We start from the raw sequence: 21,603 nt of genomic DNA, 5'->3' as shown, positions 1-21,603 counted from the left end.
GCGCCTTTGAAGGATCACGCGATGGCCGTCGCCATTTCACGACGCCACGCCTCTTGACCAGGTCAAACTCGTACACCACTCCCGTGGACGCAACCAGACTCGTGTGCAGATCAGCAGGCGATGCGGCTGTGTGGATGCGGCAACGGGACGTCAGCGAGGCGGGACGTGTCCGCGTCTGCCGGTGGGCGACGATCACGGCAGCTGGTATTTCGCCGTGCAGGTGCGCAGCCTGGACGGGCAGCGGCAGCGCGTCCGCCAGGGCGGTTACGCCGACCCCGAGGAAGCGCAGGCGGCAGGCCATGCCCTGGCCGCTGCCGACCGCGACAGCGCAGGAGCCGGATGCACGCTCGGACAGTGGCTGGCACGCAGGCTGGCCACCAAGGACGCCCTGCGTCCGTCAACCCGGCAAGGCTACGCCGCGCACATCCGCCTCTACCTCATCCCGCAGCTGGGACGGATTCTGCTCCACCAGCTCACCTCTCGCGACGTCAACGGCCTCCTCGCGATGCTGGCGTCTCGTCCCTCGCCGACCGGCCGCCGGCTGTCGCCCGCGATTGTGGTGCGGATCCACGCCACCTTGCGGGACCGCGTTGAACGCCGCGGTGCGCGCCCGGCTGATCCCCCTCAACCCCGCCAACGGCGCCGAACTGCCCCATCCACGGCGGCCGCATCCGGTCGTCTGGACCGCCGGGCGGACGGCTCGCTGGCACCAGTCCGGAGAGCGTCCGACGGTGGCGGTGTGGACTGAACAACAGCTCGCGGCCTTCCTGGCCGGCGTCGCGCAGGACCGTCTGTACGCCGCGTGGTGGCTGGCCGCGCTGCGCGGTCTGCGCCGCGGTGAGCTGGCCGGGCTGCGCTGGACGGATGTCGACCTGCAGGCCGCGGAGCTGACGATAACACAGCAGCGGGTGCACGCCGACGGCCAGGTCGTGGTCGGACTGCCGAAGAGCACCGCCAGCTGCCGGGTGGTGGCCCTGGACGCGGAGACCGTGCGGGTACTGACCCGGCACCGCGAGCGGCAGGAGGAGCTGAGCGCGGCGGCGGGCATCCGCTGGCAGGACTCGGGCTACGTGTTCACCACCGCAGACGGCGCGCCGTTGCGACCGGACTATCTCACCGGGCGTTTCCGCCGGCTGGTGGCCGCCTCCGGACAGCCGCCGGTCCGGCTGCACGACCTGCGGCACGGCGCGGCCACTCTGGCGCTGGCCGCGCGCATCGATCTGAAGGTGGTGCAGGCTATGCTTGGGCATGCCAGCATCGTGCTCACGGCCGACGCCTACGTCTCGGTGCTGCCCGAGGTGGCCCGCCAAGCCGCCGGGGAAACGGCCCGAATGGTGCTGAACGCCGCGTCCGCGCTGGGGCGGCCGCTGGGCGGCTGACTCAGCTTTGCCCCACATTTGCCTCATGCCACCCCAGCACACGGGCGTGGCCTGAGTTCGCCCAGGTGGTGAAGCGCGCCCTGCAGGATTCGAACCTGCGACCGTCGGATTAGAAGTCCGGTGCTCTATCCAGCTGAGCTAAGGGCGCTCCCGCCTTATTGTGCATGATCCGGCGACATGTCACGCACACGTTTTCCCCGTGTCAGTCTGTCAACCCGATCACACCCCACATGAACAGCGTTCCCAGCACGGTCGCCGTCAACGTCCATCCAGTGGCCCGTCTGGGCGTATGGGCCTCAGGGAGGATATCGGACGTGGCGAGGTGGAGGAGGAATCCGGCGAAATGGCCGAGGTACGCGCCGAGGGTGACGTCCGGGATGGTGAGGAGGGTGGTGATGGTGGCGCCGGCTACGGGGGCGAGGGCGTCCAGGGTGAGGAGGGTGAGGGCGCGGTGGCGGACGTTGCCGTAGAGGGAGGTGACGGGTGTACGTGTTGAAGCCGTCCGTGAAGTCGTGAGCGATGACGCCTATCGCTACGGCCACCGCCAGGGAGGTGTCCGTCCGGTAGACGGCGCCGTCCAGGAAGCTGTGGATGACGAGGGCCGAGCCGGCTGTGAGGCCGACGCCCGCCCGGGCGTGTCGGTGGGTGGCGTAGTCGGTCTCGTGGGCGTCGTGCATGCCCATCGAGCGTTCCACGATGTGGATGCCGAGGAAGGCCAGGGCGAGCGTGAGCATGGGCAGGGGTACGCCGTGCACGCGCAGCGGTTCGAGGGCCAGGGCCTCCGGGAGGAGGTCGAAGGCGACCACGCCGAGCATGACGCCGGCCGCGAAGCCGAGGACGAGGTGGCGGCGTCCGCCGATGCGGTCGGCGACGAGGCCGCCGAGCAGCGTCATCACGAAGGCGGCCAGCGACAGCAGGATCGGCATGGAGTCGCAGGCTAGCGGGCCGCGGCGGCGACCTCCTGAGTTGGAAAAGGCCAGGCGGGGGTGGGGCAAATAGGTCTAAGCTGTCTGGGCATGGTCGCGACGCTCCTGCATGAGATTCCCCTGCAGGGCGGGGACGTGACAGACGGGGTGGTGCGCGTCGGTGACACCGTGCGCAGACCGGCCAGTACGTCCACGCCCGCCGTGCATGCCCTGCTCAGACACCTTGAAGCTGCCGGGTTCGACGGGGCGCCGAGGGTGGTGGGGATGGATGAGTTCGGCCGGGAGATCCTCACCTTTCTTCCTGGTACGACCGGGCTGCGGCTGGAGAGCGTGACCGACGAGGCGTTGGCCCAGCTTGCCGGGTTGTTGCGGCGGTTTCACGATGCGACCGCCGGGTTTCCGCTGACGGGGGCGGGGTGGGAAGGGGGGTCGAACGACGATCGGTCGCCGGAGGTGATCGGGCATTGCGATTTAACGCCCGAGAACGTGATATTTCGGCATCGTTCGGGTGGCCGCTCCGATGGGGTCGCGGGTGGTGAGACCGGCCCGTACGCGTTGATTGATTTCGATCTGGCCCGGCCGACCACCAGGCTCTTCGACATCGTGACCACCCTGCGCCACTGGGCCCCCATTTCCGACCCCGTCGATCGCGCCCCTCTCCTGCGCTCCGTGGACGTGGGTGCCCGGCTCCGCCTGTTCTGTGACGCGTACGGCGTGCCGCCCCGCGACCGCCGCCGCCTCCTGGAGCTGGCCAGGCTCCGCTTCCACCGCTCCTACGCCGTCATGCGCACCCGCGCCACCGCCGGCGGCAACTGGGCCAAGATGTGGGCGGGCGGCGCCGGTGAGCGCATCCGTCGGGCCGCCGCGTGGCTGGATGTGCACGAAGATGAGCTTCATGCCCATTTGGTATGACCCTCTGGGGCTCGCCCTCGGCGTCGCCCTCGACCGGCTCCTCGCCGACCCGCAGAGCCCCGCACACCCGGTGGCGGTGTTCGGGCGCGGCGCGGCGCGGCTGGAGCAGGCCCTGTACGCCGACGACAGGCGACGCGGCGTGCTGCACGTCGCCGTGTGCGTCGGCGGCACGGCCACGCTCGGCGTGCTGGCGGTGCGAGCGACCTCCCGCAGCAGAGTCCTCCGTACGACCCTGACGGCCCTGACCACCTGGGCCGTGCTCGGCGGCACCACGCTGGCCAGGGAGGGCGCGTACATGTCCGACGCCCTGGAGCACGGCGATCTGGAACGCGCCAGGGCCCGCCTCCCCCACCTGTGCGGCCGGGACCCCAGCGGGCTGGAGGCCCCCGAACTGGCGCGGGCGACGGTCGAGTCGCTGGCCGAGAACACCTCCGACGCCGTCGTGGCCCCCCTGTTCTGGGGCGCGGTGGCGGGGGTGCCGGGGATGCTGGCGTACCGGGCGATCAACACGCTGGACGCCATGATCGGGCACCGTTCCCCCCGCTACGAGAGGTTCGGCTGGGCCGCCGCCCGGCTCGACGACGTGGCGAACTACGTGCCGGCGCGGCTGACCGGCGTGCTCACGGTGCTGACCGCGCCCGATCCGGGCGGCGCGCGGGCCATGCTGCGCAGGGACGGGCACCGCCATCCCAGCCCGAACGCCGGACGGTGCGAGGCCGCGTTCGCCGGCGCCCTCGGCGTCACGCTCGGCGGGAAGAACGTGTACGGGGGCAGGGTCGAGGAGCGTCCGACGATGGGGGACGGGCCCTCGCCCCAGGTGCACGACATCCCCCGTGCCGTGCGGCTGACGCGGGCCGTGAGCGTGGCCGCCGCCTGCGTGGCGGGAGCGGCCATGATCGGGGCGTCCATCGCGGGCGCCTGGATACGCCGCCGCTGAGGGCGGGGGTGACGGCCGGGTGACGGCGGGGATGGGGTGAGGGCTGCTCGGAACGGGCGGAGTGTGGTGCGCTGTGCGGCCCCGCCCAAGGGCCCGCACAGCGTGCCATGACCACCACACCGCAACCACACACACGCGCCCCGCGACGCGCGCCCCGCCTACATGATGCGGTTGAGGTTGAGTACGAGCCAGATCACGAAGATCACGACCAGCGTGATCCCGATCATCGACTTGGCGGCGTTGTGCGCGGTGGTCCTCCTCGCCATGACTTGCCTGGCGCTCTGCTTGTACACCTGACGCATGATGATCATGGCTTGGAATCGACGCCCGAGAGCGAACACGGCGAGCCCGATCAGGATGAATAAGATGACGCGGCCATCTGCAGGTTCCACGGGAATCCCCCCTGTGGTCCTCTGGAGTCGCTTACCGCCCCCGAAACTGTGAGAACACAGGATACTCGGCCGACAGCGGTTTGTGATGATATTTATGCATCCACGTCAACCACGATCGGCGCGTGATCCGACGGCCCCTTCCCCTTGCGCGCCTCCCGGTCGACGTACGCCGACCGCACCCGCCCGGCCACGTCCCCGCTCGCGTACACGAGGTCGATCCGCATCCCCTTGTTCTGGTGGAACATCCCGGCCCGATAGTCCCAGTACGTGAACGGATGCGGCCCCTTCATCGGCGTCGGCACCACGTCGTGCAACCCGAGGGCCCGCAGCTCGGCCAGCGCCTGGCGCTCGGCGGGCGTGACGTGGGTGGCCCCGGCGAACAGGGCGGGGTCCCACACGTCGGCATCCGTCGGCGCCACGTTGTAGTCGCCGCAGGCCACCACGGGCCCGGCGGCCACCTCGGCGGCCAGCGCGTCACGCAGCGCGGCGAACCAGTCGAGCTTGTAGGCGTAGTGGGGCGAGTCGGGCGTGCGGCCGTTGGGCGCGTACAGGGACCAGACACGCATCCCGCCGCAGGTCGCGCCGATGGCGCGGGCCTCGGGGCGGGCGGCGCCGACCCCTTCGAGCTCGCCGAAGCCGGGCTCGCCGGGGAAGCTGAGCGTCACGTCCGCCAGCCCCACCTTGGACAGCAGGGCGACGCCGTTCCAGCGGCCGTCCCCGTGGGCCGCGGCGGCGTATCCGAGGGCCTCCACCTCCGCCATCGGGAACGCCTCCGCTGGGCATTTGGTCTCCTGCAGGCACACGATGTCAGGCGCGGTCTCCGCCAGCCAGTCGAGCAGGCGGGGCAGCCGTGCCTTGACGGAGTTCACGTTCCAGGTAGCCAGGCGCATCTCTCCAGCGTGCCACCACAACCCGCAGGAGAGCCGCATGTACGGGCCGGAACGGCTGCCCAGCCTGTACATGCGCCCGTGGTCAGCGGCTGGTCCAGAGGGGCTTGTTGTCCTTGGAGCAGACGATGACCCGGCCGTCGTTTGCTGACCGCGAGCCAGGCGCCGGGGTTGCCGGCGGTCCTGGCGCTCCGCAGGGCCTTGTTGTCGCGGTCGGCCACCACCCGGTTGCCCTCGGCCTGCATGATCGGGCGAGCGCGTGGGTGGAGGCCGGCGCGTCCGGCCACGTGCTGCGGGCGGACTCCGAGCGGACTGCGAGCGGGTGGACGCGCTCGTCGGGCGCTCAGGTCCCGGTCGAGGGGGCGCAGCAGCAGTGCGTGCTCGGGATGCCGGCGTGGACGTCTCGCTCGGCCTGCTCACCTCGACCGGGCCGAGCACGCGGATGTCCGTCCCGGCCGAGCGTAACGGGTCAGACCGCCTTCATCAGCGCGCCGGACACCTCCTCCAGCAGCCCTCCGGCGCCCCGGTCCATGGCCTGCTTGGCGTGCCGCGCGGCGTCCAGGGCGTTGCCCGCGGCGCTGGGCGAGTCCTCGACGACCAGGCGCAGCTCCAGCTCCAGCGGGGATCCGCCGAACCCCTCGCCGTCCAGCCTGATGTAGGCGACCTTGCGGTCGTCCATGAACGGGACGTACTGGGCGCCGACGTGGATGGACGCGCCCGCGCCCGTCGCCTTCGTCGCCTGCTTGCTCCGCATCCGCCCGGCGTCCTCCAGGTTGACGAAGTCCATGTTGCCGCCGCCCAGGAGCTGGTGACCTCCGGTGAGGCTGACCCCGCTGCCGGTCAGGGCGTCGACCAGCGCGCGGTGCACGAGCGTGGCGCCGAACGAGCTCTTCAGGTCGTCGCCGACCAGCGGCAGCCCGGCCGCGGCGAAGCGGGCGCGCCACTCGGGCGAGCGGGCCAGCACGGCCGGCATGCAGTTCACGAACGCGCATCCGGCCTCGATGGCGGCCTGCGCGTAGAGCTCGGCGGCGCGCTGCGCGCCGGTCGGCAGGAAGTTGAGCACCACGTGGCTGCCCGTCTCCCGCAGGTGGGCGGCGACCTCGGCGGGCGTGGCCGCGCCGCGCGGGTCGACGAGGCCGGCCGAGCCCGGGCCGACGCCGTCGGCCAGGATGCCCTCCACCACGGGGACGCCCAGGTGCGGCACGTCCGCGAACCTGCGGGCGTTGTTCGGCGCGGTCCAGATGGCCTGCGACAGGTCCTGGCCGAGCTTGGCGCGGCCGACGTCGAAGGCGGCGGTGAAACGGACCTGCGAGATCGCGTAGCCGGCGCAGACGGGGTTCGGCAGGCCGGGGGCGTCGCCGTCACGGTAGTGCTCGACGCCCTGCACCAGGGCGGACACGCAGTTTCCGACGCCGATCACGGCGACGTTCACAGAACTCATCCCCGGATTAGATCAGGCCCGTGCGCCGCGCACGCGCGGCGGCCTCCACGCGGGAGGCCGCGCTGCCGCCGGCCAGGGTCAGGGTCGCCGGGTTCGCTCCACTCCCACGGTGATCTCGTTGCCCAGGCGGCGGCCTAGGAGCAGCTCCAGGTCGTCACCGCTCCAGAACCTGCCGGGGTCGTACCAGTTGGGACGGCGCCCGGCGGACAGCAGCCCCATCGCCTCGTAGGTGACGGCCACCACCTCGGCGCAGTAGGCGCTCTCCAGGGTCTGCTCCCTGCGGCTCCTGCGCGGCACCCTGCCGCGCATCCAGCGCGCGGCCAGCCGGGCGGTGGAGGGGAACGGGGTGCCGTCGAGCCTGGCCACCGTGCGCAGGGCCGCGTCCTCCATCTCGGGGGTGGCCTCGGGGTCGAGCTGGCGCAGCCAGGCCCGCTGGTCGTAGCGGTCGGCCCACACGGTCACGGCCTCGCGCAGGTCGTGGAGCTGCACGCCGCGCTGGTGGGTGCCCGACCACAGGTCGAGCAGGGACTTGCCGAGCTCGGCGTGCCACATCATCGGCGGCATGTCCTCGATCACGATGGCCATGCCCACGTGGTTGACCGGGCTGTTGGTCATGGTCTGGATGGCGCGGTCGGGCACGGAGCGGCCGCGGAAGATCCACAGGTCGCCGGTCCTCGTCACCTTGACGGCCTCGTCGAGAGTCAGCACAGGGCTAGCCTAGGCAACATGCGCTGGTGGAAGATGCTCGGATTGGCCGGAATCATGGGTGTGGCGGCCACGGGAGTGGTGATCGCGCGGGCGGAGCGGCGGCGCCGCGCCTACACCCCCGAGGAGATCAGGGCGCGGCTGCGCGAACGGGTGGAGAGCGATCAGCCCGACGGCGGCACGTCGCAAGCGGGCAGCGATCAGCCCGACGGGCGCAGGTCGTAGACGAAGACCACGTCCGGGTAGGCGGGGTTGTCGTCGTAGCCCTGGATGCCGCCCAGGTAGGCCCGCCGCGACTTGACCACCCAGGGCAGCGCGGCGGCCGCCCGCTGGTCCAGCACGCGCGTGGTGGCCTGCTCGTACGCCCGCTGTGCCGCCGGCTTGTCGGTCACCGTCAGCTCCGGCAGCGTGCCGAGCAGCGCGTCGAGGGTCCGGTCGTTGAGGTAGGACAGGTTCATCACGGGCGGGTTCGCGCTCTGGAAGACCTGGCCGAAGTAGGAGTAGCCGTCGGCGTAGTCGGGCCACCAGTACATGACGAAGATGTCCTGGCCGCGCTTCTTGCCCAGCTCCCACTGGGCGTTCCAGTGCATGCCCCTGACTTCGAGGGTGACGTTCAGCGTGCGCAGCGTGGCCCGTAGCCGCCGGGCGAGCACCTGCTCGTCGGCCTCACCCTCGCCGTAGGTCAGCCGCAGCCGCAGCGGGCGGCCGCCGGGGCCGTAGCCGGCCTGCTGGAGCAGCCGGGTGGCGCCGGCGAGGTCCTGCTGGGGCACGCGGTCCGGCACGTGGCCGAGCAGCCCTTCCGGCACGACGCCGCTGGCCGGCATCACGGAGCCCTTGAGCGCCTTGATCAGGCCCTGGTAGTCGATGGCCTTCTGGACGGCCTTGCGCACCCTGATGTCCTTCATCGGCCCGGCGGCCGTGTTGAACAGCATCATGGCGGTCGTGAACGACGGCCGGTCGGAGGTGCGCAGCCCGGGCGCGGCGGAGGCGCGGGCGAACAGCCGCGGGTCGAGCCGGTCGACGAAGCTGGCCTCGCCGCTCTGCAACATCCGGTACGCCCGCTCGGTGTCGGGCACGACCTTGTACTTGATGGTGTTGTAGTGCGGCCGCCGCCAGCCGCCCCAGTACCCGTCGTACGCCGAGAGCGTGAGCTCGTCCTCCTTGCCCTTGTTCCACCTCGTCACCGTGTACGGGCCGGAGCCCGCGTCCCTGCCCTGCCGGAAGAACGCGGGCAGGTCGGGGGCGGCCTTGGTGTCGTAGATGTAGGCCGCGTACCCGGCGGAGGCCACCAGGTCCAGCGGCACGGGGTACTTCAGCGCGAACGTGACCGTGAGCGGCCCCTCGACCCGGATGGAGGAGACGGGGTCCCAGATGTAGGAGGCGCCGGTCTTGGCCTGCATCGTGCGCTCGATGGACGCCTTGACCGCCTCGGCGTCCAGCGGCCTGCCGGTGTGGAAGGTGACGCCTGAGCGCAGGGAGAAGGTCCAGGTCCGGCCGTCGGCGGAGGAGCGCCAGGACGTGGCCAGGCGCGGGGCGGACTTCTTGGTGACGGGGTTCCAGAGCGTGAGGGTCTCGTAGACGTTCTGGAAGGCGATGATCTCGTTGGAGTAGGAGCGGCTGGGGTCCCACTCGGTGACGATGTCGGTGTTCTTGACGTAGACGAAGGGCGACTCCCCCGCCGGCGCCCGCTGCGGCTCCTGGGGGGTCGAGCAGGCCGCCACGAGGACCAGCGCGGCGGCCGCAACGAGTCGACGGCGCAACGCAGGCTCCCTCTGTGGCCGATGTGATTCCCGGGAAACCTACTCCAAGATCCAGCAGAGGCGTGACACGTGTCCAAAAGTCCCGAAAAATTGGGCATTCTGGTGATCGAATTGCTATTCTCGGGGCTTGTCCCGTCCGGGGTTGCCAGCTTGGGACCGACCGGAGTGAGGTGCCATGGGTCGTAGCCGAACGATCCGCATGAAGATCATCGGACTACTACTGGTGCCGCTGACCTCCATGGTGGTGTTGTGGGGGGTCATCACCGCCGTCACTGCCAGCGAGAGCTTGGAGCTGCGTCAATACAAGACAGTCTGGACGAACCTCCGCCTGCCCGCGTACAAACTGATCAGCGAGATCCAGCGCGAGCGTCTCATCTCGGCCCAGCTCCTGCGTGACATGGCGGACGAGTCCGCCGTCGCCGCCCAGCGCACCAAGACCGACGCCGCCCGGGACTCGTTCATCCAGCTCTCCAGCACCTCCAAGGACAGATCGGAAGAGATCCGCACACAGGTGGACGCGGTGCACACGCAACTCGACAGGCTCGACTCGGTCCGTGGGGAGATCGACGCGGGTCTGTCCGACCGTCTGCACAGCGTGGAGGCGTACAACTCGGTCATCGACACCCTGTACGGCCTGCACCGCAAGGTCGCGCTGATCGACGACATCCCGATCTACGAGCAGTCGCGCGTGGTCGTCGACATGAGCTACGCCAGGGAGCTGCTGAGCAGGGAGCAGGCCATCGGCCTCGGCACGGTCGACGCGGCCGAGCGCAGGCTGTTCACCCAGATCGCGGGCAACCGGCGCTTCCTCATCGACCAGGGCCTCGGCGAGCTCGACCCGGCGCTGCGCGACCCCCAGGTCGCCCTCATCAGCTCCCCCGCCTACCAGCGGATGCGGATGATGGAGGACCAGATCATCGCCGGTGGCACGCCGCAGGGCTGGCTGAGCACCACCGAAGGGCTGGCCAAGTCGTTCAACGAGGCCCAGCTCAGGGCCAGCACGCTGCTGAACGAGCGCGCCGACCCGGTGGCCGACCAGGTGCTGTCGCGGGCGTTCCTGCTGGCGGGCACGGCGCTGGCGCTGGTGATCGTGTCGATCGCGTTCTCGCTGCGCATGGGCAACCGCCTGTCGAAGGAGCTCGGCGCGCTGCGGCTGGCGGCGCTGGAGGTCTCCCAGGAGCGGCTGCCGCACGTGGTCGCCAAGCTGCGCAAGGGCGAGAAGGTCGAGATGCCCGAGCTGTCCGTGGCCAGCACCACGGTCGAGATCGACGACGTGGGCCAGGCGTTCTCCGCCGTGCAGCAGACGGCGGTGGAGGCCGCGGTCGGCCAGGCGCAGCTCAGCGAGGGCGTCGGGCACGTCTTCCGCAACCTGGCCAGGCGCAGCCAGACGTTGCTGCACCGCCAGCGCATCCAGCTGGCGGACATGCAGCACCGGGCCACCGACCCCGAGCAGCTCGACGACCTGTTCAAGCTGGACCATCTGACGACGCGCATGCGCCGCCACGCGGAAGGCCTGATCATCCTGTCGGGCGCCACGCCCGGACGCGGCTGGAGCCGCCCGGTGCCGCTGCTCGACGTGGCCCGCGGCGCCGCCGCCGAGGTGGAGGACTACCAGCGCGTCGTCATCGAGCCGATGTCCGGCCAGCGCCTGGCCGGCACCGTGGTCGGTGACGTGATCCACCTCATCGCCGAGCTGATCGAGAACGCCACCGTCTACTCCCCCGCGCACACCTCGGTCATCGTGCGCGGCGAGGGGACGGCCCGGGGCTTCGCCTTCGAGGTCGAGGACCGGGGGTTCGGGATGGAACCAGAAGAGCTGGCCGAGTACAACGAGCGGCTGGCCAGCCCGCCGGAGTTCGACCTGGCCGACAGTGACCGGCTCGGCCTCTTCGTCGTCTCCCGCCTGGCCGCCAGGCATGACATCCGCGTGACGTTGCGCGGTTCACCATATGGAGGGACCACCGCGATCGTGTTGATCCCGGAAGAGCACGTGGCAGAGCCGGAGCCCGAGGCCCCGGCGATCGCCGTGCAGAAGGAGCCCGCCGCTCGCCCCATGCGGGTGGTGCGAAGTGACTGAAGAGCGCTGGCTGGACGAGGACGCCGGTCCGATCGTCCCCGCCTACCTGCTGACCAGGGGCCGCACGGTGCCCGCGAGCGAGGCCATCGACCTCATCGCGGTCATCATCACCGCCGGCGGCCTCACGCCGCCCCGCGGCCTCGACCCCGAACACCTCATCATCCTGCAGAAGTGCACCCAGCCCACGCGGCTGGTGGACGTGGCGGCCGAGCTGAACCTGCCCATCGGCGTGGTCCGGGTGCTGGTCGGCGACCTGCACGCCCAGCAACTCGTGCAGGTCGAGCTGCCGCCGCCCGCCCCGGACGCCAAGGTGCTGCTGGAAGTGATCAGTGGCCTGAAGGCGCTGTGACCGGCCTGCGGTTGAGATGGCCGTACCCGGCCGCGAACAGCGCGGCCACGACGCCCGCTCCGGCGGCTGCCCCGAAGACCCACGGGTAGCCGCCGCCCGCGGCGAGGACGGCGGCGATCGCGGCGCCCGCCACGCTGCCGCCCACGATGCGGACCAGGGCGTTCACCCCCGCCGCCACGGCGGTCCTGTCCGGAGCCACGTGCTCCACGGCCATGGTGCCCAGCGCCGCGTAGCCGACGCCGAGGCCCACACCCATCAGCGAGGACGCCACGTACAGGTGCGCCGGAGCCGTGTGCTGGACCACCAGCCAGAGCCCGGCCAGCGCGGTGACCCCCGAGCCGATCGCCACCATGGCGGACGCCGGGAGCCTGCGCATGATCCGGCCCGCGAACAGCGAGATCACCAGCATGAAGAGCGTGCTCGGCAGCAGGTAGATCCCCACCTGCAGGGTGGTCGCCGCGAGCCCGCCCGCCGCCTCCGGCGCCTGGGCGAAGCCGGACATGCCGGTCAGCAGGGTGAAGAACGAGAACCCGAGCAGGAAGGAGGACACCGTCGCGCCGACCGTCCCCCTGTGCACCAGCATCGCCATCTCCACCAGCGGCTCGGCCACCCTGCGCTCGACCAGCACCCAGACGACCGCCAGCACGGCCGCCGCGCCGAAGAGCCCGAGCACGCCCGGCGAGGTCCAGCCCCAGGAGCCGCCCTCGCTGACGGCCAGCAGCAGCGCGACCAGCCACGCGGTCAGCAGCGCCGCACCCAGCAGGTCGGGACGGCCCTTGACCGGCGGGGCCGAGTCGCGCACGAGGAAGGCCACGACGATGCCCGCCACCAGCGAGATGCCGCCGGTGATCCAGAAGACCAGGTGGTAGTCGCCGGAGGCGAGCCCGGCCAGGATCATGCCGCCGCCGCTGCCGAACCCCATGGTCGCGCTCAGCACCCCGATGCCGGTCGCGAGCTGCTGCCTGGGCAGGGAGTCCCTGACCACCCCGATCGACAGCGGCACCAGCGCGGACACGAAGCCCTGCAGCACGCGCGCCACGATCAGCCAGGTCAGCGAGGTCGCCAGCGCGGCCATGACCGAGCCGATCACCAGGAGCGTCAGGGCGGCGAGGATCATGCGGCGCCTGCCGTACATGTCGCCGAAGCGCGACAGCAACGGCGTGGACACCGCGCCCACCAGCAGGCTCAGCGTGAGTGTCCAGCTCACGGCGCTCAACGAGGTGTTCAGCTCTCGTTGCAGCACGGGAAGCAGCGGAACCACCGCGGTGTTCTGGAGAGCGGCGATGGAGGCGGCGAAGGCCAGTGAGATCACCGCGGGCCAAGGGTTCCGGCTGGTCGTTGCCCGCGACGCGGGCACGACGACTGTCGCCATGTCGGCTCCTTTAGATAACTTAGGTAAGTAACCGAGAACCGATAATACATACGTAAGTTAGGTAATCAAGCGGATGGACGAGAATCTGCGCCGAACGGTGGACGCCTATCGCCGGCTCGCGACCTCAATGAACCGCGCCAAGACGCACGAGCGGCTGACCGAGGCCGCGGGCGTCCGCCTGGACCGGCCGGACGTCCAGATCCTCGTCGATCTGCTGGACGCGGGGGAGCCGCGCCGGATCGGCAAGATCGCCGAGAGCCTGCAGGTGGAGAGCCCGCACGTGACGCGGCACGTCGCCGCGCTGGAGCGGCGCGGGCTGGTCGAGCGGGTACGCGACCCCGACGACGGCCGGGCCTGGCGTATCGCGCTCACCGAAGAGGGCGGCCAGGCGGCGCTGGCGTGCCGCCGGGCCGCCTCACAGTGGTTCGAGGCCGCGCTGGCCGGCTGGTCCGAGCCGGAGCGGGCGGAGCTGGCCCGGCTGATGGACAAGCTCGCCGACGACATGTGCGCGCATCTGAAGGGTCAGATGGAGAGCACGTCCTCCGCCCGGTGACAGGCCACCTGACGGCCTGCCACGTCCCGCGCCACGGGCGCCTGCTCGCACGCGGGCACGGCCAGCGGGCAGCGCAGCCTGAACGGGCACCCAGTCGCCGCGGGGACCGCCTCCGTCCTGCCCCCGGGGGCCGAGGCGGCCTCGGGCGGGGCGCCGCCCAGCTTGGGCACGGCGTCGCGCAGCGCCCTGGTGTACGGGTGGGCCGGGTTCGCCAGGAGCTCGGAGGTGGGGCCCGACTCGACCACGCGGCCCGCGAAGAGCACGTGGGAGGTGCGGCAGAGCCGCTCCACGACGGCCAGGTTGTGGGTGATGAGCAGGCGCTCGGTCTCCAGCGAGGCCAGCAGGTCGAGGATCCTGGCCTGGACGGTGACGTCGAGCGCGCTGGTGGGCTCGTCGAGGATGAGCAGGCGGGGGCCGACGGCCAGGGCCCTGGCGATCACCACGCGCTGGCGCTGGCCGCCCGAGAGCTGGTGGGGGCGGCGATCGGCCAGCGCGGGATCGAGGCCGACCTGTTCGAGCAGCTCCCCGACGCGGGCGCGGGCGGTGCGCGGGAGGGCCTCGGCGATCGAGCGGCCGACGCGCATCCGGGGGTCGAGGGCCTCGGCCTGGAAGACGGGCTGCACGTCCTTCCTGAACGCCCTCAGGTCCGCCTTCTTGAGATTCTGGCCGCGGTACCAGATATTTCCGGATATGGGGCTCAGGAGGCCCAGGAACGCGCGCGCCAGCGTCGTCTTGCCGGAGCCGCTCTCCCCGATCAGGCCCACGCCGCCCCCGGTGATGTCCAGGCTGACGTCGTGCACGACGGGGCGGCGGCCGTACCCGAGCGTCACGCGCTCGGCCCTGAGCATGGTCACGGCAGCGCCTCCAGCAGCTCGCGGGTGTAGGGATGGGACGGCTCGGCCAGCACCTCGGCGGCGGGCCCCGACTCCACGACCGCGCCGTCCTTCATGACGAGCACCCGGTCGGCGATCGTCGAGACCAGGGCCAGGTCGTGGGAGACCAGCAGCAGCGCGAGGTCCCGCTCGGCCCGCAGCCGCCGCAGCACGCCGACCACCTCGGCCTGTACGGTCACGTCCAGCGCGCTGGTGGGCTCGTCGGCCAGGACGACCTCGGCGCCCAGGGCGATGGCCAGCGCGATGGCGAAGCGCTGGGCCTGGCCGCCGGAGATCTCGTGGGGGTAGCGGCGCAGGATCTCGCGGTCGAGCACGACCGTTTCCAGGGCCCGCGCCATGACCTCGTCCGTGGCTGGCCGGCCGTGCAGCTTGAGGGCGCGGCGCATGAGCACGCCGAGGCGGGTGGCGGGGCTGAGCGCGGCCTGCGGTGACTGCATGACCAGGGCCGCGCGGGCGCCGCGGATCTGGCGGAGCGCCTTCGGGGAGGCGGTGAGCACGTCCACGCCGCACACCCGCACTTGTCCCGAAATTTCGGCATTCTCGGTGAGGCCGAGGAGCGAAAGCAGCGTCGTGGACTTGCCCGACCCGCTCTCCCCCACGATCGCCACGCACTCCCCCGCGCCCACGTCCAGCTCGGGCACGTCGGCGACCAGCCGCCCGCCGTACCGCACCTGGAGGTCGCGTACTTCGATCACTTGACCGCCCTGCGTGCTCATGGTCGCGGCCGCTCCGGCATCCGTTGGCTCCTTCGTCGCTCTCTCCTGCCGAGCACCTGCGCTCGGGGGTCTAGCGCGTTGCGCAGCCCCTCACCCAGCACGTTGAACGCGAACGCCGTCACCAGGATCGCCAGCCCGGGAAAGGTCACCACCCACCAGTTCGTGGTGAACAGCGTCTGCCCCTGCTGCACCATCAGCCCCCACTCCGCCGTCGGCTCCTGCGCGCCCAGCCCCAGGTACGACAGCGCCGCCGAGGTCAGGATCACCCCGCCCGCGTCCAGCGAGAGCTGCACCAGGACGGGGGTGAGCGAGTTCGGCAGCACGTGCCGCACGATGATCAGCGGGGCGGGCACGCCGAGGCAGCGCGCGGCGTCCACGTACGGGCGGGTGGCGATCGAGGCGGCCATGGAGGCGGCCAGCCGGGTGTACCACGGCCACCAGGTCACCGCGATGGCCAGGATCACGGTGTTCACGCTGGGCTGCAGCACGACGGCCAGCGCCAGGGAGAGCAGCAGCGCGGGGAAGGCCAGGAACACGTCCGTGACCCGCATGATCACGTCCCGGATCCAGCCGCCCGCGTACCCGGCGACCACGCCCAGCGTCACCCCGACGGCCGCCGAGACGCCCAGCACGGCCACGGCGATGGTCAGCGAGGTGCGCCCGCCGTACAGGATCCGGGTGAGCACGTCCCGCCCGACCTGGTCGGTGCCGAACCAGTGGGCGCCGCTCGGCGGCAGCAGCCGCTCCAGCGGGCGCGGCTCGTCCAGCGGGTACGGCGCCAGCCACGGCGCCAGCAGCGCCGCCAGCACGACGACCGCGAGCAGCACCGCCCCCAGCGCGGCGAACCGGTCGGGGACGCGGGGCAGGCCGCGGCGCGGCGGTTGACCGTCCATGGTGATCGGGGGCGTCATCGGGACCTCGTGCGGGGATCGACGAAGCCCTGGAGGATGTCCACGACCAGGTTGGCCAGGACGTACACCAGGGCGACCAGCAGGGTGACGCCCGCGATGCCGGGGGTGTCCAGCGAGCGGATCGACTCGGCGGCGTAACGGCCCAGGCCGGGCCAGTTGAAGACGGCCTCGACGAGGAACCCGTTGACGATCGCGTACGCGAAGACCAGCGCGATCAGCGACAGCACCGGGCTCAGCGCGGGCCGCAGCGCGAACCTGGTCAGGATCGACGTCTCGCCGAACCCGAGCGCCCGCTCCAGCCTGGCGTGGTCCTGGCCCGACTCCTCGATGAGCGCGGCCCTGGTCATCTGGGCGATCACGCCCGTGGGGTAGGCGGCCACGACCAGGGCGGGCAGCACCAGGTGTTCGAGGGTGCTGGTGAAGATGGGCCAGTTGCCGGTGATGAGGGCGTCGACGATGGTGATGTTCGTCCAGAGGGTGAGCGGGCTGGTGGTGTCGAGCGAGGTGTCGTACTCGCCGGCGATCGGGAACCAGCCGAGGTGGCCGGCGAACACCGTCTGCAGCGCCAGGGCCAGCCAGAAGACCGGTACGGAGACGGCCAGCATGCTGCCCAGCCGTACCCCGAAGTCCGGCAGCCTCCTCTTGTGGCGGGCGGCGAGCACCCCGAGCGGGACGCCCAGGGCGATCGCCACGAGCAGCGCCGCCCCGACCAGCTCCAGCGAGGCGGGGAAGGCCAGGTAGAGGTCGTCGCGCACGGGCTGCCTGGTGCGCAGGCTCGTCCCCCAGTCGCCGGTGACCAGGTCGCGCGCGTAGTTCAGCAGCTGCACGGGCAGCGGGTCGTCCAGGCCGAACCGCGCGCGGGCCTCGGCGAGCTGCTCGGGCGTGGCCTTCGGCCCGGCGAACGCGACCGCCGGGTCGCCGGGCACCAGCCGCATGATCGCGAACGTGAGCACGACCACGCCGGCCACGACCAGGAGGGCCTGGCCGAGCCGGCGGGCCAGATAGCGGAGCATGGCCTAGCTTGCGCGCGTGAGCTCGTAGAAGAAGACCACGCTGGGATAGGCCGGGTTGTCCTGGTACCCCTGGACGTCCGCCGACAGCGCCCGCTGGTAGCGCTGCACGTACGGCACCGCGACCGCCGCCTCCTCCTGGATGATCTTCTGCTGGAGCTTACGGTACTCCTGCTCGGCCGCCGTTCGGTCCGTGGCCGTCAGCTCGGGCAGCTTGTCGATGGCCGCGTCGATCTCCGCGTTCTTCAGGTACGACAGGTTGAACTGCGGCTTGTCGGCGCTCTTGAACACGTTGAGGAACCAGGAGTAGGCGTCCGGGTAGTCCGGGTACCAGTACATGACGAAGACGTCCTGGCCGCGCTTCTTGCCCAGGTCCCACTGCGCGCCCCAGTTCATGGGCTTGGCCCGCAGCGTCACGTTGAGCTGCTTCAGCGTCGAGCTGAGCAGCGTCACCAGCAGCTTCTGGTCCTCGTCGCCGATGGCGTAGGTCAGGCTGAGCTCCAGCTCCTCCAGGTCGGGGCCGTACCCGGCGTCGGCGAGCAGTTGCTGGGCCCTGGCCAGGTCCTGCTTGGGCTCCATGCCGTCCACGTGGCCGAGCAGGCCCTGCGGCACCAGGCCGCTGGCCTTCACGCCCGAGCCCTCCAGCGCCGCCGCCAGGCCGTCGTAGTCGATCGCGAGCTGCAGCGCCTGCCGCACCCTGACGTCCTTGGTGGGGCCGTCGGCGGTGTTGAAGAGCACCAGCAGGTTCTGGAACGACTGCGTCTGCGCGCTCTGCACGCCCTGCGTGGTGCCGGCCTGGGCGAAGAGCTGCGGGTTCAGGCGCCTGACGAAGTTGACCTCGCCCTTCTGCAGGAGCTGCCAGGCGGTGGTGATCTCCGGCGTGACGCGGAAGGTGACCTTCTTGTACTGCTCGGGCTTCCAGCCGCCCCAGTAGTCCTCGAACGCCTTCAGCGTCAGCTCGTTCTCCTCGCCCTTGCGCCACGAGTCGATGGTGTACGGGCCGGTGCCGGCGGTCGTCCCACCGTCGGCGTCCACGGCGTCCGCGTCGTAGATCCAGGCGGCGTAGCCGGAGGAGGTGACCAGGTCGAGGGGGGCGGCGTACTTGAGCGTGAACTTCAGCGTGCTCGCGTCCACCGCCTCGATCTCGTCCACCGGGTCCCAGATGTAGGCGGCGCCGCCCTTCTTCTCGATCGTCCGCTCGATCGCCTTCTTGGCGGCCTCGGCGTCCATCGGGTCGCCGGTGTGGAACTTCACGCCCTGCCGCAGCTTGAACGTCCACTCCTTGCCGTCGCCCGACGAGGTCCACTCGGTCGCCAGGCGTGGCTCGGCCTGCTTGGTCTGGGAGTTGTACCTGGTGAGACCCTCGTAGATGTTGGCCAGGGCGACGATCTCGTTGGAGTAGGAGGTCGCCGGGTCCCAGTCGGTGACCACGTCGGAGTTCGGCGCGTAGACGAACGTGCTGTCGTTGGCCTGCCCGCCGGTCTGATCCGCCGGACTGCCGCTGCTCGCCTGCGGCTGGGGCGTCCCGCCGGCGCCGCGCACCTGTCCGCCCGCGCACGCGGACGCGGTCAGGGCGAGGACACCGGCTACCCCGGCGACGAGCAGACGCTTGTGCCAGCGCATGGTGGGGGGGTCCTTTCGATTGTCACCGGGCGAGGGGTCCGGCTGCTTTGACGTGCACCCGCACGGCGGGCTCGGAGAGATAGCTCAGCGGCACCTCGAGGAGGTCCACGATCTCGACTCCGGCGGGGTCGGCCCCCGCCGCCACGGCTCGCGCCCGCGCCTCCTCCTTGGCGCTCTCGATCGCCGCCGCCCGGCTGTCTCCCGCTGGCAAGATCGTATCGACTCTGCCGCTCGCGAGGGCGATGGCGGCGCCCACGGCGTTGGCCACCTCGGCGTGCTCGGGCCTGATCACGCGGCTCACCCCGGGGATGTGATCGGGCAGCAGGAACGCTCCGCCCCCCACCGCCACCAGGGGCCGGTCGCTCCTGCCGAGCGTCATCCGGTCCACCGCGTCGATCACCATCTCGTCGGCCCGGGTAACCGCGCTTTCCAGAATGTCTGCCTTTTCTTCCGACATGTCACCTTGGAGGACTTCTTCTTCCGACAAGTCGTCTTGGAGGCGTTCTCCTTCCGACAGGGCGCGCCGAAGGCGTTCGCGCCAGTCGTGGGCGCCCGGCGGGACGCGGCCCGCCGCGACGGCCGCGTCCGTCATCGTCGCCGTCGCACCGCCGAACACCAGCGCCTCGCGCACGATCCGGTAGCCGACCGAGTCGGGGCCGAGGCCTCGCTGGCGCACGACGGTGCCGCCGCCGAGCGCGATGGCCAGGATGTCGGGCATGCGGAAGTTGGTCAGCACCCCGCCGATCTCCACCGCCGCCGCCGACTCCCGGGGGAAGCCGCCGGCCAGCACCCCGAGGTCCGTGGACGTGCCGCCCACGTCCACCACGACCGCGTCGGCCACCCCCGACAGGTACGCGGCGCCGCGCAGGGAGTTCGCCGGGCCCGAGCCGATCGTGGAGACGGGCAGCCGCGCGGCGTGCTCCAGCGTCATGAGCGTGCCGTCGTTCTGGGCCAGGTACGGCCGCGCCCCCAGGCCCCGCTCCGCCAGCGCCGTGACCAGGGCGTCGGTGACGTGGGCGGCGACGCCGTGGAGCGCGGCGTTCAGCACGGTCGCGTTCTCGCGCTCCAGCAGGCCCAGCGAGCCGATCTCGCAGCTCACCGAGACCGGCAGGCCGTACTCGGCCCTGACCAGCTCCGCGACCCGCCGCTCGTGCCCGTCGTCGGCGGGGCTGAACACGCTGGTGACGGCCACGGCGTCGGCCCGCACGCCGTCCAGGAAGCGGCGGACGGCGTCCAGGTCGAGCGGGCTGATCTCGCGGCCGTCCACGTAGTGGCCGCCGGGCACGACGGCCTCGCCCGCCGAGACGGCCTTGCGCAGGTCGTCCGGCCAGTCGGAGAGCGGGGGCACGGCGGTGGTGGCGGGCGCGCCCAGCCGCACCACGGCCACCCGGCCGAGGCCGCGCCGCTCCAGGATGGCGTTCGTGGCGTGCGTGGTGCCGAGCATGACGCGCGTGACGCTCTGCCGGCCCTCGCTGTCGAGCTCGGCCAGCACGGCGTCGAGTGCCGCCCGCAGGCCGCCGGTCACCTCCGGGGTGGTCGGCCGCTTGGCCTTGGCGATCACCCGGCCGTCGGGGTCGAGCACGACCGCGTCGGTGTTCGTGCCTCCGACGTCGATCCCTATGCGCAGGTCAGCCATGCGACAGCTCCTCGACGGGCACGTAGCCCAGGTCGTAGCCGAAGGCCCGCGGCCCGGCCGTCTCCAGGCCCTTCGGGGTGCGCCAGAGCGGGTCGCAGGGCCAGGCGAGCACCGTGACGCGCTGGCCGTACCGGAGGCCCTCGGTCTGGACGGCGGCGGCGGTCTCGGTGTCCACGACCGTGATGAGGTCGGGCACCATGGCGCGGATCCGGCCGCCCTCCTCCGCGACCAGGTTCTCGTTCTGCAGCTCCAGGGTCAGGCGGCGGCCGCGGTCGTCGCCGGTGCCCTCGATCGTGGCGGTGCCGCGGACGAAGCCGCCCGTGGTGCGCCGCTCCACGTCGGTCAGCTTGCCGGTGATGAGCCTGGTGGCGCCCAGGCGGTCGCGCAGGGCGCCGAGCGGGTCCGCCGAGCCCTCCGTGGCGCGGCCGATCTCCAGGGCGCGGGTGACCGTACCCTCGATGACCGCGCCCCTGGCCCGGTCGGCGGTCAGGATGTAGTCGGACATCAGCGCGTGCGAGCCTGCCGCCACGCAGACGGCCCGCGCGATGCGCTCGGACCAGAGCCCGTCGACCGGGCGGATCGTCACCACGTTGCCCGCCACGTCGGACATGATCACGAGGTCGGCCGGGATCCCCGCCACGTACATCGAGACCATCTGGACCTCGGGGAAGGCCCGGCCCATGCCGTCGGCGTCGAGCAGCGGCACCCCGAGCTGGGCGGCCCAGGCGACGGGCGCGACGCCGTTGGCGCCCCCGATCTCGGAGGACATGATCGCGCTCGGCGGCCGGCCGAAGATGCGCTCGGCCTCCTCGGCGATGCGCTTCGGCTCGTCCTCCCCGTGGATCATCTCGTGGCTGACGGTCGGCGCGCCGATGCCGGACAGCGGCAGGATCAGCGCGTCGCCCGGCAGGTCGTCGAGTTTCAGCAGGGGCACGGGGCCGTACTCGCGGATGGCTCGCATCGCGGCCAGCGACCCCGTACGCACGTCTCCCCCGCCGCCGGTGCCCAGCACGGCGCAACCGCGGGCGAGGGCCGGAATGTCGTTCGCGTCAATTCTCATATGCCGCCACAACCAAGCACATACCGCCTCATGACGCCAGCCTCACCGCCCCGTGCCGCCTCTA

General features: G+C 71.6%; 22 protein-coding genes and 1 tRNA gene. 9 read left to right on the top strand and 14 right to left on the bottom strand.

Annotated elements, in window-relative coordinates; all coding sequences use genetic code 11:
• Window positions 1-181: 181 nt before the first annotated feature.
• Together AB0I79_RS16555 and AB0I79_RS16550 are read left to right on the top strand one after the other, a co-directional pair.
• Window positions 182-748, top strand: coding sequence for a hypothetical protein (locus tag AB0I79_RS16555; protein WP_357873043.1), 567 nt, complete (start codon window positions 182-184; stop codon window positions 746-748).
• Complete coding sequence (locus AB0I79_RS16550; protein WP_357873040.1) at window positions 732-1,379, top strand: site-specific integrase; 648 nt, start codon at window positions 732-734, stop codon at window positions 1,377-1,379. Before AB0I79_RS16555 ends, AB0I79_RS16550 begins: the two co-directional genes overlap by 17 nt.
• A gap of 74 nt (window positions 1,380-1,453) precedes the next feature.
• Here the strand turns inward: AB0I79_RS16550 and AB0I79_RS16545 are convergent.
• Window positions 1,454-1,527, bottom strand: a tRNA-Arg gene (locus AB0I79_RS16545).
• 364 nt (window positions 1,528-1,891) lie between these two features.
• Here AB0I79_RS16545 and AB0I79_RS16540 point away from each other — a divergent pair.
• The 3 genes from AB0I79_RS16540 to AB0I79_RS16530 all read left to right on the top strand — a co-directional run bounded on the left by AB0I79_RS16540 (window position 1,892) and on the right by AB0I79_RS16530 (window position 4,154).
• Window positions 1,892-2,320 (top strand): hypothetical protein, encoded by a 429-nt coding sequence (locus tag AB0I79_RS16540; RefSeq protein WP_357873038.1) that lies wholly within the window; start codon window positions 1,892-1,894, stop codon window positions 2,318-2,320.
• A gap of 75 nt (window positions 2,321-2,395) precedes the next feature.
• Window positions 2,396-3,217, top strand: coding sequence for a phosphotransferase (locus AB0I79_RS16535; RefSeq protein ID WP_357873035.1), 822 nt, complete (start codon window positions 2,396-2,398; stop codon window positions 3,215-3,217).
• A complete protein-coding gene (locus tag AB0I79_RS16530; protein ID WP_357873033.1) occupies window positions 3,201-4,154 on the top strand; it encodes a cobalamin biosynthesis protein in 954 nt (317 codons plus the stop codon). The genes AB0I79_RS16535 and AB0I79_RS16530 overlap by 17 nt, the downstream gene beginning before the upstream one ends.
• 158 nt (window positions 4,155-4,312) lie before the next feature.
• On the opposite strand, the gene AB0I79_RS16525 is transcribed toward AB0I79_RS16530, so the two are convergent.
• The 4 genes from AB0I79_RS16525 to AB0I79_RS16510 form a co-directional block, all read right to left on the bottom strand.
• On the bottom strand, window positions 4,313-4,465 hold the full coding sequence (locus tag AB0I79_RS16525) for a hypothetical protein (protein WP_357873031.1): 153 nt from the start codon (window positions 4,463-4,465) through the stop codon (window positions 4,313-4,315).
• A gap of 173 nt (window positions 4,466-4,638) precedes the next feature.
• Entirely contained in the window at window positions 4,639-5,436 is a 798-nt protein-coding gene (locus AB0I79_RS16520; protein ID WP_357873029.1) for an exodeoxyribonuclease III, read from the bottom strand.
• A 466-nt stretch (window positions 5,437-5,902) separates the two neighbouring features.
• Entirely contained in the window at window positions 5,903-6,874 is a 972-nt protein-coding gene (locus tag AB0I79_RS16515; protein WP_357873026.1) for an inositol-3-phosphate synthase, read from the bottom strand.
• Window positions 6,875-6,952: 78 nt separating this feature from the next.
• Window positions 6,953-7,579: a hypothetical protein gene (locus AB0I79_RS16510; protein WP_357873075.1), complete on the bottom strand. Its 627-nt coding sequence runs from the start codon at window positions 7,577-7,579 to the stop codon at window positions 6,953-6,955.
• Between the two features lie 21 nt (window positions 7,580-7,600).
• Between AB0I79_RS16510 and AB0I79_RS16505 the strand changes: the two genes are divergently transcribed.
• A complete protein-coding gene (locus AB0I79_RS16505; protein ID WP_357873078.1) occupies window positions 7,601-7,804 on the top strand; it encodes a hypothetical protein in 204 nt (67 codons plus the stop codon).
• On the opposite strand, the gene AB0I79_RS16500 is transcribed toward AB0I79_RS16505, so the two are convergent.
• On the bottom strand, window positions 7,780-9,339 hold the full coding sequence (locus AB0I79_RS16500; protein ID WP_357873023.1) for an ABC transporter substrate-binding protein: 1,560 nt from the start codon (window positions 9,337-9,339) through the stop codon (window positions 7,780-7,782). The two genes, AB0I79_RS16505 and AB0I79_RS16500, sit on opposite strands and share 25 nt — an antisense overlap.
• A 175-nt stretch (window positions 9,340-9,514) precedes the next feature.
• Between AB0I79_RS16500 and AB0I79_RS16495 the strand changes: the two genes are divergently transcribed.
• Window positions 9,515-11,416 (top strand): nitrate- and nitrite sensing domain-containing protein, encoded by a 1,902-nt coding sequence (locus AB0I79_RS16495; protein WP_357873020.1) that lies wholly within the window; start codon window positions 9,515-9,517, stop codon window positions 11,414-11,416.
• Entirely contained in the window at window positions 11,409-11,765 is a 357-nt protein-coding gene (locus tag AB0I79_RS16490; RefSeq protein WP_043630385.1) for a DUF742 domain-containing protein, read from the top strand. The genes AB0I79_RS16495 and AB0I79_RS16490 overlap by 8 nt, the downstream gene beginning before the upstream one ends.
• Here the strand turns inward: AB0I79_RS16490 and AB0I79_RS16485 are convergent.
• A complete protein-coding gene (locus AB0I79_RS16485) occupies window positions 11,743-13,137 on the bottom strand; it encodes an MFS transporter (RefSeq protein WP_357873018.1) in 1,395 nt (464 codons plus the stop codon). The two genes, AB0I79_RS16490 and AB0I79_RS16485, sit on opposite strands and share 23 nt — an antisense overlap.
• 73 nt (window positions 13,138-13,210) lie before the next feature.
• On the opposite strand from AB0I79_RS16485, the gene AB0I79_RS16480 reads away from it, so the two are divergent.
• The gene (locus AB0I79_RS16480; protein WP_357873015.1) at window positions 13,211-13,690 is read left to right on the top strand and encodes a MarR family transcriptional regulator; all 480 of its coding nucleotides are present in this window, start codon (window positions 13,211-13,213) and stop codon (window positions 13,688-13,690) included.
• On the opposite strand, the gene AB0I79_RS16475 is transcribed toward AB0I79_RS16480, so the two are convergent.
• Genes AB0I79_RS16475 through AB0I79_RS16445 form a run of 7 tightly spaced genes read right to left on the bottom strand, consistent with a single transcriptional unit; the run spans window position 13,660 to window position 21,539 of the window.
• Entirely contained in the window at window positions 13,660-14,538 is an 879-nt protein-coding gene (locus AB0I79_RS16475; RefSeq protein WP_357873073.1) for an ABC transporter ATP-binding protein, read from the bottom strand. The two genes, AB0I79_RS16480 and AB0I79_RS16475, sit on opposite strands and share 31 nt — an antisense overlap.
• Before the next feature lie 2 nt (window positions 14,539-14,540).
• Window positions 14,541-15,278 (bottom strand): ATP-binding cassette domain-containing protein, encoded by a 738-nt coding sequence (locus tag AB0I79_RS16470; RefSeq protein WP_357873012.1) that lies wholly within the window; start codon window positions 15,276-15,278, stop codon window positions 14,541-14,543.
• A 17-nt stretch (window positions 15,279-15,295) separates the two neighbouring features.
• A complete protein-coding gene (locus AB0I79_RS16465; protein ID WP_357873010.1) occupies window positions 15,296-16,210 on the bottom strand; it encodes an ABC transporter permease in 915 nt (304 codons plus the stop codon).
• Window positions 16,207-17,223, bottom strand: coding sequence for an ABC transporter permease (locus tag AB0I79_RS16460; RefSeq protein ID WP_357873007.1), 1,017 nt, complete (start codon window positions 17,221-17,223; stop codon window positions 16,207-16,209). The genes AB0I79_RS16465 and AB0I79_RS16460 overlap by 4 nt, the downstream gene beginning before the upstream one ends.
• Before the next feature lie 3 nt (window positions 17,224-17,226).
• Window positions 17,227-18,843: an ABC transporter substrate-binding protein gene (locus tag AB0I79_RS16455; RefSeq protein WP_357873004.1), complete on the bottom strand. Its 1,617-nt coding sequence runs from the start codon at window positions 18,841-18,843 to the stop codon at window positions 17,227-17,229.
• 22 nt (window positions 18,844-18,865) lie between these two features.
• Entirely contained in the window at window positions 18,866-20,479 is a 1,614-nt protein-coding gene (locus AB0I79_RS16450; protein WP_357873001.1) for a hydantoinase/oxoprolinase family protein, read from the bottom strand.
• Entirely contained in the window at window positions 20,472-21,539 is a 1,068-nt protein-coding gene (locus tag AB0I79_RS16445) for a DUF917 domain-containing protein (RefSeq protein ID WP_357872998.1), read from the bottom strand. The genes AB0I79_RS16450 and AB0I79_RS16445 overlap by 8 nt, the downstream gene beginning before the upstream one ends.
• Window positions 21,540-21,603: the final 64 nt, after the last annotated feature.

The organism is Nonomuraea sp. NPDC050202, assembly GCF_040656115.1.
Lineage (GTDB): Bacteria > Actinomycetota > Actinomycetes > Streptosporangiales > Streptosporangiaceae > Nonomuraea.
This window is presented reverse-complemented; position numbering and strand designations above follow the sequence as displayed.

Bases quoted from the DNA above. Each gene is read 5' to 3' on its own strand.
- AB0I79_RS16455 (WP_357873004.1), bottom strand. From the start codon at position 18,843: ATGCGCTGGCACAAGCGTCTGCTCGTCGCCGGGGTAGCCGGTGTCCTC.
- AB0I79_RS16520 (WP_357873029.1), bottom strand. From the start codon at position 5,436: ATGCGCCTGGCTACCTGGAACGTGAACTCCGTCAAGGCACGGCTGCCC.
- AB0I79_RS16450 (WP_357873001.1), bottom strand. From the start codon at position 20,479: ATGGCTGACCTGCGCATAGGGATCGACGTCGGAGGCACGAACACCGAC.
- AB0I79_RS16535 (WP_357873035.1), top strand. From the start codon at position 2,396: ATGGTCGCGACGCTCCTGCATGAGATTCCCCTGCAGGGCGGGGACGTG.
- AB0I79_RS16485 (WP_357873018.1), bottom strand. From the start codon at position 13,137: ATGGCGACAGTCGTCGTGCCCGCGTCGCGGGCAACGACCAGCCGGAAC.
- AB0I79_RS16475 (WP_357873073.1), bottom strand. From the start codon at position 14,538: ATGCTCAGGGCCGAGCGCGTGACGCTCGGGTACGGCCGCCGCCCCGTC.
- AB0I79_RS16530 (WP_357873033.1), top strand. From the start codon at position 3,201: ATGCCCATTTGGTATGACCCTCTGGGGCTCGCCCTCGGCGTCGCCCTC.
- AB0I79_RS16445 (WP_357872998.1), bottom strand. From the start codon at position 21,539: ATGAGAATTGACGCGAACGACATTCCGGCCCTCGCCCGCGGTTGCGCC.
- AB0I79_RS16525 (WP_357873031.1), bottom strand. From the start codon at position 4,465: ATGATCATCATGCGTCAGGTGTACAAGCAGAGCGCCAGGCAAGTCATG.
- AB0I79_RS16515 (WP_357873026.1), bottom strand. From the start codon at position 6,874: ATGAGTTCTGTGAACGTCGCCGTGATCGGCGTCGGAAACTGCGTGTCC.
- AB0I79_RS16460 (WP_357873007.1), bottom strand. From the start codon at position 17,223: ATGCTCCGCTATCTGGCCCGCCGGCTCGGCCAGGCCCTCCTGGTCGTG.
- AB0I79_RS16465 (WP_357873010.1), bottom strand. From the start codon at position 16,210: ATGACGCCCCCGATCACCATGGACGGTCAACCGCCGCGCCGCGGCCTG.
- AB0I79_RS16495 (WP_357873020.1), top strand. From the start codon at position 9,515: ATGGGTCGTAGCCGAACGATCCGCATGAAGATCATCGGACTACTACTG.
- AB0I79_RS16480 (WP_357873015.1), top strand. From the start codon at position 13,211: ATGGACGAGAATCTGCGCCGAACGGTGGACGCCTATCGCCGGCTCGCG.
- AB0I79_RS16505 (WP_357873078.1), top strand. From the start codon at position 7,601: ATGCGCTGGTGGAAGATGCTCGGATTGGCCGGAATCATGGGTGTGGCG.